The following is a 13591-nucleotide window of genomic DNA, read 5'->3' as shown; positions in this document are numbered from 1 at the left end:
GTGACCGCGAGCGCAGCGCGTGGTGGAGGGGCAGTTCCAGGCGCATCGCTTGTGGCCGCCCCTCCGTCACGCCGTCGGCGCGCCACCTCCCCGTTGCGGGGAGGAATTGGTTCATCAGAATCATCGCGCTGCGCCTACCGATACGGCGCATCGGCGGCAAGGTTCGCGGCGATCGCGCTTTCCCAGCGATCGCCATTGTCGAGCAGCTTGGCCTTGTCGTAGATCAATTCCTCGCGGGTTTCGGTCGAGAATTCGTAGTTCGGCCCCTCGACGATCGCATCGACCGGGCACGCCTCCGCGCACAACCCGCAATAGATGCATTTGGTCATGTCGATGTCGTAGCGCGTCGTGCGGCGGCTACCGTCATCGCGCGGTTCGGCCTCGATCGTGATCGCCTGCGCCGGACACACCGCCTCGCACAGCTTGCACGCGATGCAGCGTTCCTCGCCGTTGGGATAGCGGCGCAGCGCATGTTCGCCGCGGAACCGCGGGGATACCGGGTTGCGCTCGAACGGGTAGTTGATCGTCGCCTTCGCCTTGAAGAAATAGCGCAAGGTCAGCGCGTGCGCCTTCACGAATTCCCACAAAGTGAACGATTTGATGATCTGCGCGACGTTCATGATTGAAACCCTACGCGCAGCCACATCAGCACGCCCGAGACGAGGAAAACCCAGAACAGCGACACGGGCAGGAATATCTTCCACCCCAGCCGCATCAACTGGTCGTAGCGATAGCGCGGCACCGTCGCCTTCACCCAGCTGAACAGGAAGAAGAAGAACAGGATCTTGGCGAACAGCCAGATGATCCCCGGCACGGCGTAGAGCGGCGCCCAGTCGATCGGCGGCAGCCACCCGCCCCAGAACAATGTCGCGTTGAGCGCGCACATCAACAGCACGTTGGCATATTCGCCGAGCCAGAACAGCGCGAAGCTCATCGACGAATATTCGGTCTGATATCCCGCGACGAGTTCGCTCTCCGCCTCGGTCAGGTCGAACGGCGCGCGCTGCGTCTCGGCGAGGCTGGAGATGAAGAACATCACCGCCATCGGGAACAGCAGCGGGTTGATCCCGAACGCGTTGATATGGAGGCCGAGCGTGCTCTGCTGCGCCATCACGATGCCGGAAAGGTTGAACGTCCCCGACCACAGCACGACCGAGATCAGGATGAACCCGATCGCGACTTCGTAACTCACCATCTGCGCCGCCGCGCGCAACGCCGAATAGAACGGATATTTGGAATTCGACGCCCAGCCCGACAGGATGATCCCGTACACACCGAGGCTCGACGCCGCGAGGATGTAGAGCAACCCAACGTTGATGTCGGCGAGCACCACCCCCGCCTGGAACGGGATCACCGCCCACACGATCAGCGCGACGGTGAAGGTGATGATCGGCGCGAGCAGAAACAGCATGCGGTTCGCCGCCGACGGGATGATCGTTTCCTGCAGGAAGACCTTGAGCCCGTCCGCGAACGACTGGAGCAGCCCGAACGGCCCGACCACGTTCGGCCCCCGCCGCAGCGCCATCGCCGCCCAGATCTTGCGGTCGGCATAGATGATCATCGCGACCGCCAGCATCAACGGCAGCGCGATGACCAGGATGCCGACGATCGTCGCGGTGAACCACGCCCAGTCGTACGACATGCCGACCGTGGTGTTGAAGAAGGCGGTCATCTGAGGAACTCAATCTTGTCAGCAGAAATCAAATTTCTCTGGCCGGAGATGTTGCCGCGCATTCTGATCGAAAATCCGTACTCACGAACCAGATACAATGCCATCTCGATGGAGCCTACGAATATCGAATTTACTTTATGATGCTTTACAGCTCCCTTTTTTGGGTCGCCAAGCTCGTACATTCCTTGATCGTCAGGATCTGGAAAATAATGTTCCAAGGCTCCGCTGGCCAAACGCCTTACGCGGTGTGGTGTAGTAACGCTCACTCCGCCGCCTCCGCGAAATCCTGGCCGTGGATCAATTCGGCCGAGCAGCGCTGCATCGTCGGGCTCGCCCGGCAGATCGCGTTGGTCAGGTAGAAATCCTTGATCGGATATCCCTCGATCACGCCCTCACCCTTTGCATCGAGCGATGGCGGGTTCCAATCGAAGCTGGCCAGCCCCGGTTCGCGCAGCGCAGGCACCTCGGTCGCCATCGCCTCGCGCAGCCCAGCCAGGCTATCGAACGGTAGCGTGTGGCCCAACACTTCGGACAAGGCCCGCAGGATCGTCCAATCCTCACGCGCGTCGCCCGGTGGGAACACCGCGCGCTCGCCCCGCTGGACGCGCCCCTCGAGATTCACCCACGTCCCCGATTTCTCGGCATAGGTCGCGCCCGGCAGGATCACATCGGCATGATGCGCCCCCGTGTCGCCGTGATGGCCGACAAACACCTTGAAGCCAGCGAACCGGCTGTGATCCATCTCGTCCGCGCCGAGGAAGAAGCCGAGCTTCGCCCCCATCACATCCGCGATTCCGCCCGGTTGCGCATAGCCGAGCATCAGCCCGCCCATCCGACTCGCCGCCATATGGACGACATTGAAGCCGTTCCAGTCATCCGTGACGAGCCCCAGCGTGTCGACCAGCGCCAGCGCCGCGCCATGACCACCCTTCAACGCACCACCGCCGACGATCACCATCGGGCGTTCCGCCTTGCCAAACACCTCGGTCACCGCCTCGGGCAGGTCGCCCAGCAGCGCCAGATCGTCGCCGATCCACTCGGCCTTATAGGTCAGGTCGGTCTCCGGCCCGATGGCGAAGACCTTCGCGCCCTGCTTGATCGCTTTCCGCACGCGAGTATTCACCAGCGGCGCTTCCCAGCGCAAATTCGTGCCGACCAGCAGGATCGCGTCCGCGCGCTCGACGCCCGCGATCGTGGTGTTGAAATTCACCGCCGCCAGGCTCGACGTGTCGTACGCCATTCCGGTCTGCCGCCCTTCGAGCAGCGACGATCCCATCCCGCGCGCCAGCGCCTTGGCGGCGTACATCGTCTCGCAATCGACCAGATCGCCCGCGACCACCGCGACGCTCGACCCGGCGTCGACTGCCTTGATCGCCGCGAACGCCTCGTCCCACGTCACCTCGACAAGCTTGCCGTCGCGCCGCACATAGGGTCGGTCGAGCCGCCGCCGCACCAGCCCGTCGACGACGTGGCGGGTCTTGTCGGTTGCCCATTCCTCGTTGACGTCGTCGTTGATCCGCGGAACGCAGCGCAGCACCTGCCGCCCCCGGCTGTCGAGCCGGATGTTGGTGCCGACCGCGTCCATCACGTCGATCGTCAGCGTCTTCTTCAATTCCCAGGGCCGCGCCTCATAGGCGTAGGGCTTGCTCGTCAGCGCCCCGACCGGACACAGGTCGACGACGTTGCCCGATAGTTCGCTCGTCACCGCCTCTTCGAGGTAGCTCGTGATCTGCATGTTCTCGCCGCGATAGATCGCGCCGATTTCCTCGACCCCCGCGACCTCCTCGGCAAAGCGGATGCAGCGCGTGCACTGGATACACCGCGTCATCACCGTCTTGACGATCGGCCCCATATATTTCTCGGTCACCGCGCGCTTGTTCTCGGTGTAGCGCGAATGCCCGCGACCATAGGCGATCGACTGGTCCTGCAGATCGCATTCGCCGCCTTGGTCGCAGATCGGGCAATCGAGCGGGTGGTTGATGAGCAGAAACTCCATCATTCCTTCGCGCGCGTTCTTCACCATCGGCGTGGTCGTGAAGATTTCCTGGTTGTCCGCCGCGGGCAGCGCGCAACTCGCCTGCGGCTTGGGCGGCCCCGGCTTCACCTCGACCAGGCACATCCGGCAATTGCCCGCGATGCTGAGGCGCTCGTGATAGCAGAAGCGCGGAATTTCCTTCCCCGCCAGCTCGCACGCCTGCAGCACGGTAGCGCCCTGCGGCACCTCGATTTCGACACCATCGACTTTAACTTTGGGCATCGTCGTTACGCTCCGTCGCCATGGGCGATCATCAATTCGACCACTGCCGCCATCTCATCCCGAAGGGCGGGAATATCGACATGATAGGTCGCATCCACCGGCATGCAGGCCTTCAATGAATCGCCGAACTGCATAAACTGCCTTCGCTCGGTCGCCGATTCGCGAGGCGCGCGCAGAAACGCGGAGGTCCACCCCGGTTGGGTAACCGCCAAGCATCCCGCATAACCGACAAGAAACGGGCGTCCGTCGATCGAAGGCACCCGTCCGAACTGGGCAGGCGTGCGGCGGGCAAAACTGTCGAGCGCGCCTGACGTCGACGCCAACCGACGCTCAGCCAACGCGCCGCGGAGCACAGGAACTGGTGTTGCAAACAGGAACGCGCGCCCGAAACAACTGGCGTGCGCGGACAACAGATGCCGCCCTTTGACTTGCTCGTCGCCGCTCAACAGCGGAGTTTGAAGAAATTTAGTCGCGTCCTTGGACGCGTGCTTGATTAGGCAGTCAGCGATCCGATCGATGGCGACTGTCTTCGTTTCGAAGTTTTCGGGCAAATTCGACGGTGGCCGGGGCATCGTGTGCCCAGTCTTTTTCTCTACCTGAGCGGAAGAGAGCGCCGCTGGCTGAGCCAATGCCAATAAGGCGAACAGCATCATTCCGCCGCCTCCTGCATGGGCGTCAGATCGCCCCCGCCTTGCTCGACGATCCGCCGCTCCAGTTCAGGCCGGAAATGCTTGATCAGACCCTGGGTCGCCCATGCCACGGCATCCCCCAGTGCGCAGATCGAATGGCCCTCGACCTGCTTGGTAACCCCTTGCAGCGGGTCGATTTCGACATCGTGGAGATGAAGCGTTGGCATCTAGCTCTGCCCTCCGCTCTGATCGGCAACATAGCGGTACAGCGCGATCGCGACCAACCGACGCACTTCGAAGGGCTTGAGGTGAAGGGAATAGTCGGTCGGCACGCAAGCCTGAATCGCGGGAACTAACTGACGAAAAGCCGCTATTTCCGCCGGTGTCGCTGCGCCGGATTCGATCAGGGCTGAGGCATCGACTGGATCGGCGGCCACCGCACAGCCGACAACCGCCTCATTCTGGTCGCCGTCCGCGCGTTGCAGGCGGGTCGGCGCAATCGCACGCCGGGTCCGGGCGACCCGCAGCGCCGCTCCATCGGCTTCGGTCAGTAATTCGTCGGCCAGATCGCCGCGCAGATCGAACGCCCGTAGCGTGATAGACCGATCGCGCGCGCTCATACAGCCGCGAAGCGCGGTTTCGATCCCCGGTTTAAATCGTTTGGCGGTCGCCTCGTCCCGGGCCTCCACGATCCCTTGCGAAGATTTGCGCGCGCGATCCAACACACAGTGCGCAATCTTCTTCGACCGTGCCGATAGCGTGTCAAAGGTGGTGGGCGGGCTGAAATGACCGACCGGAACCTGCGCGGAGGCGATGACTGCCGGAAGGACTGTTACAACGACGGCGAGACAACCAGACAGCTTCATTCCGCAGCCTCCATCATCGGTGCGGTATCGCCACTACGCTCGACGATCCGCCGCTCCAGTTCGGGCCGGAAATGCTTGATCAGCCCCTGGATCGGCCATGCCGCGGCATCGCCCAGCGCGCAGATCGAATGACCCTCGACCTGCTTGGTCACCTGTTGCAGCGTGTCGATTTCGCTGATGTCCGCCTCGCCGGTCCGCAACCGTTCCATCACGCGCCACATCCAGCCGGTGCCCTCGCGGCACGGGGTGCACTGCCCGCAGCTTTCATGCTTGTAGAAATAGCTGATCCGACTGATCGCGCGGACGATATCGGTCGACTTGTCCATCACGATCACCGCCGCGGTGCCGAGCCCCGATCCGACCGCCTTCAGCCCGTCGAAGTCCATCGGCGCGTCCATAATGTCCTTGGCGGGCACCAGCGGCACCGACGATCCGCCCGGAATCACCGCGAGCAGATTGTCCCAGCCGCCGCGGATGCCGCCGCAATGTTCGTCGATCAGCTGGCGGAACGGGATGCTCATCGCCTCCTCGACGACGCAGGGCTTGTTCACATGCCCCGAAATCTGGAACAGCTTGGTGCCGCGGTTATTCTCCGCGCCAAAGCTCGAAAACCAGTCCGCGCCGCGATGCAGGATCGTCGGCACCACCGCGATCGATTCGACATTGTTGACCGTCGTCGGGCAGCCATACAGTCCCGCGCCCGCGGGAAATGGCGGCTTCAGCCGCGGCTGGCCCTTCTTGCCCTCCAGGCTTTCGAGCATCGCGGTCTCTTCGCCGCAGATATAGGCGCCCGCGCCGCGATGGACGAACACGTCGAAGTCGTAGCCTGACCCGCACGCATTCTTGCCGATCAGCCCGGCGTCATACGCCTCGGCGACCGCCGCGAAGAGCACCTCGGCCTCGCGAATATACTCGCCGCGGATGTAGATGTACGCCGCCCGCGCGCGCATCGCATAGCCCGCGATCAGCGCGCCCTCGATCAGCTTGTGCGGATCGTGGCGCATGATCTCGCGATCCTTGCACGATCCGGGTTCGGATTCGTCGGCGTTGATGACGAGGAAATTGGGCCGATCCGCCCCCCCTTTACCGACTTGGGGCTCCTTGGGCATGAAGCTCCATTTGGTCCCGGTCGGAAACCCCGCCCCGCCGCGCCCGCGCAGGCCCGACGCCTTGACGATATCGATGATCGCGTCCTGGCCCTTGGCCATCAGCGCCTTGGTGTCGTCCCAATCACCCCGCGCCCGCGCGGCATCGAGCCGCCACGACTGAAAGCCGTAGAGGTTGGTGAAGATGCGGTCCTTATCGGCGAGCATCAGCGCGCTTCCAGTCCTGCGACACGGCGATCGATCGCCGCCATGTTCGCGCGAAAATTGTCCATGCTTTCGTGGACGCTCGCCATGTGCGCCACCAAGCCCTGCTCCAAATGCGTAGAAGCAGTCAGCCGCCGTTCGATCTGGGCGAGGCGCTCATCGACACGATCGAAACGCTCGCCCATCTCATCGAAACGCGCATTTATCCGACGAAATTGCTCAGCCAGGAAGCTGATCGTATTATCCTCCTCGCTCACGCCCACTCCCCCCGATAATCATGGTTCTCGCGGACCATCGCGATCAGCGTCGTCGGGCCACCCTCAGGGCTGCTCGTCTGACGACCGATCGTCGATCCGGGTTGCGGATGCTCGCCCTTCGCCAGCGCATCGAGCACCGCGGCGGTGCGATCGTAATCGAGGTCTTCGTAATTATCGTCGTTGATCTGGACCATCGGCGCGTTGGCGCACGTGCCCATGCACTCGACCTCGGTCAGCGTGAACAGCCCGTCGGGCGTCGTCCCGCCCTTGACCAGCCCGCGGTTCTTGCACGCCGCGAACACGTCGTCGCTGCCCGCGAGCATGCACGGCGTCGTGCCGCAGACCTGGACGTGATAGCGGCCGACCGGCGCCAGATTGAACATCGTGTAGAAGGTCACGACCTCATACACCCGCATATACGGCACGCCGATCGCGCGCGCGACGAATTCGATGACGGGGACAGGGAGCCAGCCCTGCGTCTGCGTCTCCGTACCGACCTGGCGCTGCGCGAGATCGAGCAGTGGCAGCGACGCCGACTGCTCGCGACCCTTGGGGTAGCGTGCGACGATCTCGTTCGCGCGCGTCTGGTTCTCGTCCGTCCACGCAAACGACCCCCACCGCGCGCGGGTTTCGGCCTCGTCGGGGATGGTGGGGGCGTCAGCCATCAGTTCGACCCTGCGAAATAACCGAGCCGATAGCTCGCAAAATAAGCCAGATACGCCGCCGCGGCGACGAGAAGCAGTGCGCCGCCGATCCACATATGCCGTCGCATGAACTTCACCGATCACACTCCCCGAACACGATATCCATCGCACCCAGAATCGCGGTCGTATCCGCCAGCATGTGTCCGCGGCTCATGAAATCCATCGCCTGCAAATGGCTGAACGCGGTCGGCCTGATCTTGCAGCGATACGGCTTGTTCGACCCGTCCGCGACCAGGAACACGCCGAATTCGCCCTTGGGGCTTTCGGTCGCGACATACACTTCGCCCGCGGGGACGTGATAGCCTTCGGTGTAGAGCTTGAAGTGATGGATCAGCGCTTCCATCGACTGTTTCATCTCGGCGCGCTTGGGCGGCACGACCTTGCGATCGAGGCTCGCGATCGGCCCTTCGGGCATCTCGGCGAGGCATTGCTTCATGATCCGCGCCGACTGGCGGACCTCCTCGACCCGCACCATGAACCGGTCGTAGCAATCGCCGCGGGTGCCCACCGGAACGTCGAAATTCATCTTGGCATAGACGTCGTACGGCTGCGACTTGCGCAGATCCCATGGAATCCCCGCGGCGCGGATCATCGGGCCGGAGAAGCCCCAGGCGATCGCATCGTCGCGGCTGACGGTCGCGATGTCGACATTGCGCTGTTTGAAGATGCGGTTGTCCGCGACCAGCGAGATCGCGTCCTCGAACAATCGCGGCAGCCGGGTGTCGAGCCAATCGCCGATATCCGCGAGCAGCTTCAACGGCGCGTCCTGATGGACGCCACCGGGACGGAAATAATTCGCGTGCATCCGCGCGCCGCTGACGCGCTCGAAGAAGTTCATGCAATCTTCGCGGATCTCGAACAGCCACAGGTTCGGCGTCATCGCGCCGACATCCATCACATGGCTGCCGAGGTTCAGCATATGGTTCGAAATGCGCGTCAGCTCGGCGAAGAACACCCGCAGATACTGCGCGCGCTCGGGCACCTCGAGATCGAGCAGCTTCTCGATCGCCAGCACGAAGCTGTGCTCCATGCACAGCGGCGAACAATAATCGAGCCGGTCGAAATACGGCAACGCCTGCGCATAGGTCTTGTATTCGATCAGTTTCTCGGTGCCGCGATGGAGCAGCCCGATATGCGGATCGATCCGCTCGATGATCTCGCCGTCGAGCTCCATCACCAGCCGCAGAACGCCGTGCGCCGCGGGATGCTGCGGCCCGAAGTTGATCGTGTAGTTCTGGATCGCGACGTCGCCGGTGGTCGGATCGGCGGGCGTCTTCTCGTCGAGCAGCTCGTCGACATAGGGGTCGATCGTGGTCGTCGCGGGGGCGTCGGTCATCATAGCGTCTCCAGCGACGCGCGGGTCAGGTCGGAGGGGTTGATCCCGGTATTCGGCTCGCCTTCGCGGTCGATCAGGAAGACCAGCGCCTCGTCCTCGGCAAACGGGCGATGCTCGGTGCCCTTGGGTACCACGAGCATTTCGCCCGCGCCGATCCGCCGCACGCCGTCGCGGAATTCGATTCCCAGGTTCCCCTCGACGACGAAAAACAGCTCGTCGGTATCGGCATGACTATGCCAGGTGAAATCACCCTGCAGCTTCGCGACGCGCAGTTCGTTGCCGTTGTAGGTGCCGACGATCCGCGGATTCCAGCGGTCGCTGAACGCGGCGAACTTGTCGGCGAGATTGATCGTGACGGGCGCGCTCACTGGTTCTGCCCCCTATCCTTGGCTGGGATCACATCGGAATCGACCGGCTTCTCGTCGGCTCTGTTGCCTGGGTGCGGATCGCCCTTGCCGGTGTCGGCGGTGCTCTGCGCATCCTTCTTGGCATAGGGCTCGCTCGGCGCCTTGGGCGACTGGACCGGGCTTTGGGCCTTGTCGGCCTTTACGATCTCGGCGGCGGACAGCGGCGTCGGCGCGCCTTTGGCTTCGGGCAACAGCCCCTTTTCGTCGCCGGGCAGCACATATTGCGCGCCTTCCCAGGGACTCATGAAATCGAAGCTGCGGAAATCCTGCGCCAGCTGGACGGGCTCATAGACGACGCGCTTCTGCTCTTCCGAATAGCGCAGCTCGACGAACCCGGTCAGCGGGAAGTCCTTGCGCTGCGGGTGCCCACGAAAGCCATAATCAGTCAGAATGCGGCGCAAATCGGCGTTGCCGGTGAACAGCACGCCGTACATGTCGTACACTTCGCGCTCAAGCCAGCCCGCGACCGGCCAGATGCCCGTCACCGACGCCACCGGCCCGACCTCGTCGGTCGCGACATGGACGTGGATCCGATGATTCCGCGTCAGGCTGAGCAGGCAATAGACGACCTCGAACCGCTCGGGTCGGCTCGGATAATCGACCCCCGCGATGTCCATCAGCTGCTGATATTCCAGCCCCGGCGTATCGCGCAGTGCGGTCAGCGCGGCGACGATATCCGCGCGCCCGACGTATAGCGCGACCTCACCGACCCGATCGGTCGCGTCGATCAGCGCCGCGCCGAGCGTCGCCTTCGCAACCTCGATCGTCTCGCCGTTCAGATCGGCATAGGCAGGCGCGGGGGCCCTCAACGCTCGATACTCCCGCTCCGGCGGATTTTACGCTGCAACTGCATGATCCCGTACAGCAACGCCTCCGCGGTCGGCGGGCAGCCGGGGACATAGATGTCGACCGGCACGATCCGGTCGCACCCGCGCACCACCGAATAGCTGTAATGATAATAGCCGCCGCCATTGGCGCAGCTGCCCATCGAGATGACGTATTTGGGCTCCGACATCTGGTCGTAGACCTTGCGCAGCGCGGGGGCCATCTTGTTGCACAGCGTGCCCGCCACGATCATCACGTCGGACTGCCGCGGGCTCGCGCGCGGTGCCGCGCCGAAGCGTTCGAGGTCGTAGCGCGGCATATTGACGTGGATCATCTCGACCGCGCAGCACGCGAGCCCGAACGTCATCCACCACAGCGATCCAGTCCGCGCCCACTGGAACAGGTCCTCGGTCGACGTGACGAGGAATCCCTTGTCGGTCAGTTCGCCGTTCAGGCTGTCGTAGAATCCCTGGTCGGGCGGCACGATCGACCTGGCTTGTGCCGATCGATCGAGCTCGACGGGTCCCGATGTCGGGTATCCGGAGGTCGGTGTCATTCCCAATCCAACGCTCCCTTCTTCCAGGCATAGACCAGACCGAGCGCGAGCTCGGCGATAAACACCATCATGCTGATCCACGCGGTCCAGCCTAGCGTGAACACGCTGACCGCCCACGGATAAAGGAACGCGGCCTCCAGATCGAAGATGATGAAGAGGATCGCGATCAGGTAGAAGCGCACGTCGAACTGGCTGCGCGGATCCTCGAACGCAGGGAACCCGCACTCATATTCGCTGAGCTTCTGCTCGGTGGGCTGGTGCGCGCCAGTCAGGCGGCCGACGATCATCGGCAGGAACACGAACGCGCTCGACAAAAGCAGCGCCACGCCCAGAAACATCAGGATCGGCAGATAGTGCGACAGATCGAACAAAGGCTTTCTCGCAGGTGCGAAGGATGGGGTGGGCTTTAGGCCGCACCGGCTTACCGGGCAAGGCCGGAGCCGATGAGAATCACTCGCAAAGTCTTCCTTCTCCCCTTGAGGGAGAAGGTGGCGCGAAGCGCCGGATGAGGGGGAGTGGCAACTGGCCTTTGAGTTTGCCCCCCTCACCCTCCCGCCCTCTCCCACAAGGGGAGAGGGGTACGGACGTTACCGCAGCGCCCCCGCGACCAGCTTGTGCAGCTTCGAATGCAGCACATCGTTCGCGGCCAGGAATTCGTTGCGCTCCATCGGCTTGTCGCCGCCGCGGAAGTCGGTGACGAACCCGCCGGCTTCCTTGATCAGCAGCAACCCCGCCGCGACGTCCCACGGCTGGAGCGAGGATTCCCAAAACCCGTCGTACCGCCCCGCCGCGACCCAGGCGAGATCGAGCGACGCCGCGCCGAACCGCCGGATCCCCGCCACCTGCGGCGCGACCGCGCCGAAAATGCGGCTCCACTGGACAAAATCGCCATGCCCCAGGAACGGAATCCCGGTCGCGATCAACGCCTCGCTCAGGTCGCGGCGCGCCGACACCCGCAACCGTTGGTCGGTATGCCAGGCGCCCCGGCCCTTTTCGGCCCAGAAGCTCTCGTCGGTCAGCGGTTGATAGACCAGCGCGGTCGTGATCTCGCGCTTGCCGCTCGGCATCGGCTCCTCGACCGCGATCGAGATCGCGAAATGCGGGATGCCGTGAAGGAAGTTCGAGGTGCCATCCAGCGGATCGACGATGAAGCGCGGCTTGTTCGGATCGCCCGCAACTTCGCCGCGCTCCTCCATCAGGAATCCCCAATCGGGGCGCCCGTGGCTCAGTTCCTCGAAGATCGTCTGCTCGGCGCGCTGGTCCGCCATCGTCACGAAATCGGCAGGCCCCTTGCGGCTGACCTGAAGCTGCTGAACCTCGTTGAAGTCGCGCCGCAACCGCGGCGCCGCCTTGCGCGCGGCACGTTCGATGACCGTCATGAGGCCGGAATGGGATGGCATGGTAGCGCTCCAAAGCCCTCTCCCGCCTTCGCGGGAGAGAAGGGACCCGCCGGCGCAGCCGGTGGGAGGTGAGGGTCTTCTTCTCGGGCGGGGCGCAAAGCAGAAGACCCTCACCCAACCCTCTCCCGCGAAAGCGGGAGAGGGCTATGAAAAGTTCAGTCCGCCCGCTTCACATAGGTCTGTTCGTACACGTCGACGACGATCCGCGTCCCCGCGCCGATATGCGGCGGCACCATCACGCGCACGCCGTTTTCCAGCACCGCGGGCTTGTAGCTCGACGAGGCGGTCTGGCCCTTCACCACCGCATCCGCCTCGACGATCATCGCTTCGATCGTGCTCGGCAGCTGCACCGATATCGGCCTTTCGTCGTACAGTTCCATCACGACATCCATCCCGTCCTGCAGGAACGCCGCGGCGTCGCCCAGGATATCGGCGTCGAGCGTGATCTGCTCGTAATTGACCTTGTCCATGAACGTCAGCGTGTCGCCGTCGCGGAACAGGAACTGGAAATCGACGGTATCGAGCCGAACCTTCTCGACGCTCTCGGCGGAGCGGAAGCGGATGTTGTTCTTGCGGCCGTCGATCAGGTTCTTCAATTCGACCTGCATATACGCGCCGCCCTTGCCGGGCTGGGTATGCGCCGTCTTCACCGCGCGCCAGATGCCGCCTTCATATTCGATGATGTTGCCGGGACGAATCTCGACCGCGTTGATCTTCATGGGATACCTGCTGGAAAGAGCGAGTGGCGCACGACGGAGCGCGCCCGATACGCCACGCTTTAGCCCCCCGCCCCGCCAGCGGCAAGCATCGGGTAGGGATCGACATCCTCGCCCTGATACCAGCGTTCGTCGGCGCGCATCCGCTGCATCCCGAAATGAAGATGGTAATTGCCCGGCCCCGCATCGCCGGTATCGCCGACATAGCCCAACGGCGTACCAGTCGTTACCGCCATGCCCTCGACCACCCCCGGCGCATAACCCGCCAAATGCGCGTAATAATAGATCCACCGTCGATCGCGCGACCGGAGATACAGCGTCGTCCCGCCCAGCTTGCTGTCGAACAGCTTTTCGATCCGCCCCGGCGCGACCGCAACCGCGGTCGCGCCGGCGGGCGCCATGATGTCGGTCCCGTGATGCGCCCGCGTCCCGTCGCCGCGCGGGTCGCCCCAGTTGTCGCGGATCGCGTTGCGCGGATAGCCGCGCACGGGCACCGCAAGGCGGCCGGGGATTGGGGATTTGGCCTCGTCCACGGGTACGATCGCCGCACGCTGCGATGCGTGCGGTCCCCCGCCGCCAAAGCGCGTCAGCGACAGAAACCCGGCGATCGCCAGCACGATCAGTCCCAGGATCGCCCAGCCCAGCCGCGTCATGCG

At 63.8% G+C, this 13591-nt stretch carries 17 protein-coding genes and 1 pseudogene; all 18 read right to left on the bottom strand.

Features of this window, described 5'->3' with window-relative positions:
• Nucleotides 1-134: 134 nt before the first annotated feature.
• The gene (nuoI, locus tag EAH84_RS07825; RefSeq protein WP_140870268.1) at nucleotides 135-620 is read right to left on the bottom strand and encodes an NADH-quinone oxidoreductase subunit NuoI; all 486 of its coding nucleotides are present in this window, start codon (nucleotides 618-620) and stop codon (nucleotides 135-137) included.
• Nucleotides 617-1672, bottom strand: coding sequence for an NADH-quinone oxidoreductase subunit NuoH (gene nuoH / locus EAH84_RS07820; protein WP_140870266.1), 1056 nt, complete (start codon nucleotides 1670-1672; stop codon nucleotides 617-619). The genes nuoI and nuoH overlap by 4 nt, the downstream gene beginning before the upstream one ends.
• Entirely contained in the window at nucleotides 1669-1938 is a 270-nt protein-coding gene (locus EAH84_RS07815) for a hypothetical protein (RefSeq protein ID WP_140870263.1), read from the bottom strand. Before EAH84_RS07815 ends, nuoH begins: the two co-directional genes overlap by 4 nt.
• The gene (gene nuoG, locus EAH84_RS07810) at nucleotides 1935-3929 is read right to left on the bottom strand and encodes an NADH-quinone oxidoreductase subunit NuoG (protein ID WP_140870260.1); all 1995 of its coding nucleotides are present in this window, start codon (nucleotides 3927-3929) and stop codon (nucleotides 1935-1937) included. Before nuoG ends, EAH84_RS07815 begins: the two co-directional genes overlap by 4 nt.
• Nucleotides 3930-3934: 5 nt before the next feature.
• Complete coding sequence (locus EAH84_RS07805) at nucleotides 3935-4582, bottom strand: hypothetical protein (RefSeq protein ID WP_140870257.1); 648 nt, start codon at nucleotides 4580-4582, stop codon at nucleotides 3935-3937.
• A pseudogene (locus EAH84_RS07800) lies at nucleotides 4579-4758 on the bottom strand (NADH-ubiquinone oxidoreductase-F iron-sulfur binding region domain-containing protein); the annotation flags it as partial. The gene EAH84_RS07805 and the pseudogene EAH84_RS07800, both read right to left, overlap by 4 nt.
• A 27-nt stretch (nucleotides 4759-4785) precedes the next feature.
• Complete coding sequence (locus EAH84_RS07795; protein ID WP_140870255.1) at nucleotides 4786-5424, bottom strand: hypothetical protein; 639 nt, start codon at nucleotides 5422-5424, stop codon at nucleotides 4786-4788.
• Nucleotides 5421-6737, bottom strand: a complete 1317-nt coding sequence (gene nuoF / locus EAH84_RS07790; RefSeq protein WP_140870252.1) for an NADH-quinone oxidoreductase subunit NuoF — start codon at nucleotides 6735-6737, stop codon at nucleotides 5421-5423. Before nuoF ends, EAH84_RS07795 begins: the two co-directional genes overlap by 4 nt.
• On the bottom strand, nucleotides 6737-6991 hold the full coding sequence (locus tag EAH84_RS07785; RefSeq protein WP_140870249.1) for a hypothetical protein: 255 nt from the start codon (nucleotides 6989-6991) through the stop codon (nucleotides 6737-6739). The genes nuoF and EAH84_RS07785 overlap by 1 nt, the downstream gene beginning before the upstream one ends.
• A complete protein-coding gene (locus EAH84_RS07780; protein ID WP_140870246.1) occupies nucleotides 6988-7656 on the bottom strand; it encodes a complex I 24 kDa subunit family protein in 669 nt (222 codons plus the stop codon). The genes EAH84_RS07785 and EAH84_RS07780 overlap by 4 nt, the downstream gene beginning before the upstream one ends.
• A 112-nt stretch (nucleotides 7657-7768) precedes the next feature.
• On the bottom strand, nucleotides 7769-9031 hold the full coding sequence (locus EAH84_RS07775) for an NADH-quinone oxidoreductase subunit D (protein WP_241656503.1): 1263 nt from the start codon (nucleotides 9029-9031) through the stop codon (nucleotides 7769-7771).
• Nucleotides 9031-9399, bottom strand: coding sequence for a cupin domain-containing protein (locus EAH84_RS07770; protein ID WP_140870244.1), 369 nt, complete (start codon nucleotides 9397-9399; stop codon nucleotides 9031-9033). The genes EAH84_RS07775 and EAH84_RS07770 overlap by 1 nt, the downstream gene beginning before the upstream one ends.
• A complete protein-coding gene (locus EAH84_RS07765; protein WP_140870241.1) occupies nucleotides 9396-10247 on the bottom strand; it encodes an NADH-quinone oxidoreductase subunit C in 852 nt (283 codons plus the stop codon). Before EAH84_RS07765 ends, EAH84_RS07770 begins: the two co-directional genes overlap by 4 nt.
• Nucleotides 10244-10819: a NuoB/complex I 20 kDa subunit family protein gene (locus tag EAH84_RS07760; protein ID WP_241656502.1), complete on the bottom strand. Its 576-nt coding sequence runs from the start codon at nucleotides 10817-10819 to the stop codon at nucleotides 10244-10246. The genes EAH84_RS07765 and EAH84_RS07760 overlap by 4 nt, the downstream gene beginning before the upstream one ends.
• Nucleotides 10816-11190 (bottom strand): NADH-quinone oxidoreductase subunit A, encoded by a 375-nt coding sequence (gene ndhC, locus EAH84_RS07755; protein WP_140870238.1) that lies wholly within the window; start codon nucleotides 11188-11190, stop codon nucleotides 10816-10818. Before ndhC ends, EAH84_RS07760 begins: the two co-directional genes overlap by 4 nt.
• Before the next feature lie 216 nt (nucleotides 11191-11406).
• Nucleotides 11407-12219 carry an inositol monophosphatase family protein gene (locus tag EAH84_RS07750; protein WP_140870235.1) on the bottom strand — a complete coding sequence of 271 codons (813 nt, stop codon included), beginning with the start codon at nucleotides 12217-12219 and terminating at the stop codon, nucleotides 11407-11409.
• A gap of 155 nt (nucleotides 12220-12374) precedes the next feature.
• On the bottom strand, nucleotides 12375-12938 hold the full coding sequence (efp, locus tag EAH84_RS07745) for an elongation factor P (protein WP_140870232.1): 564 nt from the start codon (nucleotides 12936-12938) through the stop codon (nucleotides 12375-12377).
• Nucleotides 12939-12997: 59 nt separating this feature from the next.
• Nucleotides 12998-13588, bottom strand: coding sequence for a M23 family metallopeptidase (locus EAH84_RS07740; RefSeq protein WP_140870228.1), 591 nt, complete (start codon nucleotides 13586-13588; stop codon nucleotides 12998-13000).
• Between the last annotated feature and the right edge of the window lie 3 nt (nucleotides 13589-13591).

It is taken from the genome of Sphingomonas oligophenolica, assembly GCF_006438955.1.
Lineage (GTDB): Bacteria > Pseudomonadota > Alphaproteobacteria > Sphingomonadales > Sphingomonadaceae > Sphingomonas > Sphingomonas oligophenolica_A.
The sequence above is the reverse complement of the archived record's forward strand: the minus strand, read 5'-3'. Positions and strand labels throughout refer to the sequence as shown.

Coding starts and splice junctions, on each gene's coding strand:
- nuoI (WP_140870268.1), bottom strand. CDS start 620: ATGAACGTCGCGCAGATCATCAAATCGTTCACTTTGTGGGAATTCGTG.
- nuoH (WP_140870266.1), bottom strand. CDS start 1,672: ATGACCGCCTTCTTCAACACCACGGTCGGCATGTCGTACGACTGGGCG.
- nuoG (WP_140870260.1), bottom strand. CDS start 3,929: ATGCCCAAAGTTAAAGTCGATGGTGTCGAAATCGAGGTGCCGCAGGGC.
- EAH84_RS07805 (WP_140870257.1), bottom strand. CDS start 4,582: ATGATGCTGTTCGCCTTATTGGCATTGGCTCAGCCAGCGGCGCTCTCT.
- EAH84_RS07795 (WP_140870255.1), bottom strand. CDS start 5,424: ATGAAGCTGTCTGGTTGTCTCGCCGTCGTTGTAACAGTCCTTCCGGCA.
- nuoF (WP_140870252.1), bottom strand. CDS start 6,737: ATGCTCGCCGATAAGGACCGCATCTTCACCAACCTCTACGGCTTTCAG.
- EAH84_RS07780 (WP_140870246.1), bottom strand. CDS start 7,656: ATGGCTGACGCCCCCACCATCCCCGACGAGGCCGAAACCCGCGCGCGG.
- EAH84_RS07775 (WP_241656503.1), bottom strand. CDS start 9,031: ATGACCGACGCCCCCGCGACGACCACGATCGACCCCTATGTCGACGAG.
- EAH84_RS07760 (WP_241656502.1), bottom strand. CDS start 10,819: ATGACACCGACCTCCGGATACCCGACATCGGGACCCGTCGAGCTCGAT.
- EAH84_RS07750 (WP_140870235.1), bottom strand. CDS start 12,219: ATGCCATCCCATTCCGGCCTCATGACGGTCATCGAACGTGCCGCGCGC.
- efp (WP_140870232.1), bottom strand. CDS start 12,938: ATGAAGATCAACGCGGTCGAGATTCGTCCCGGCAACATCATCGAATAT.
- EAH84_RS07740 (WP_140870228.1), bottom strand. CDS start 13,588: ATGACGCGGCTGGGCTGGGCGATCCTGGGACTGATCGTGCTGGCGATC.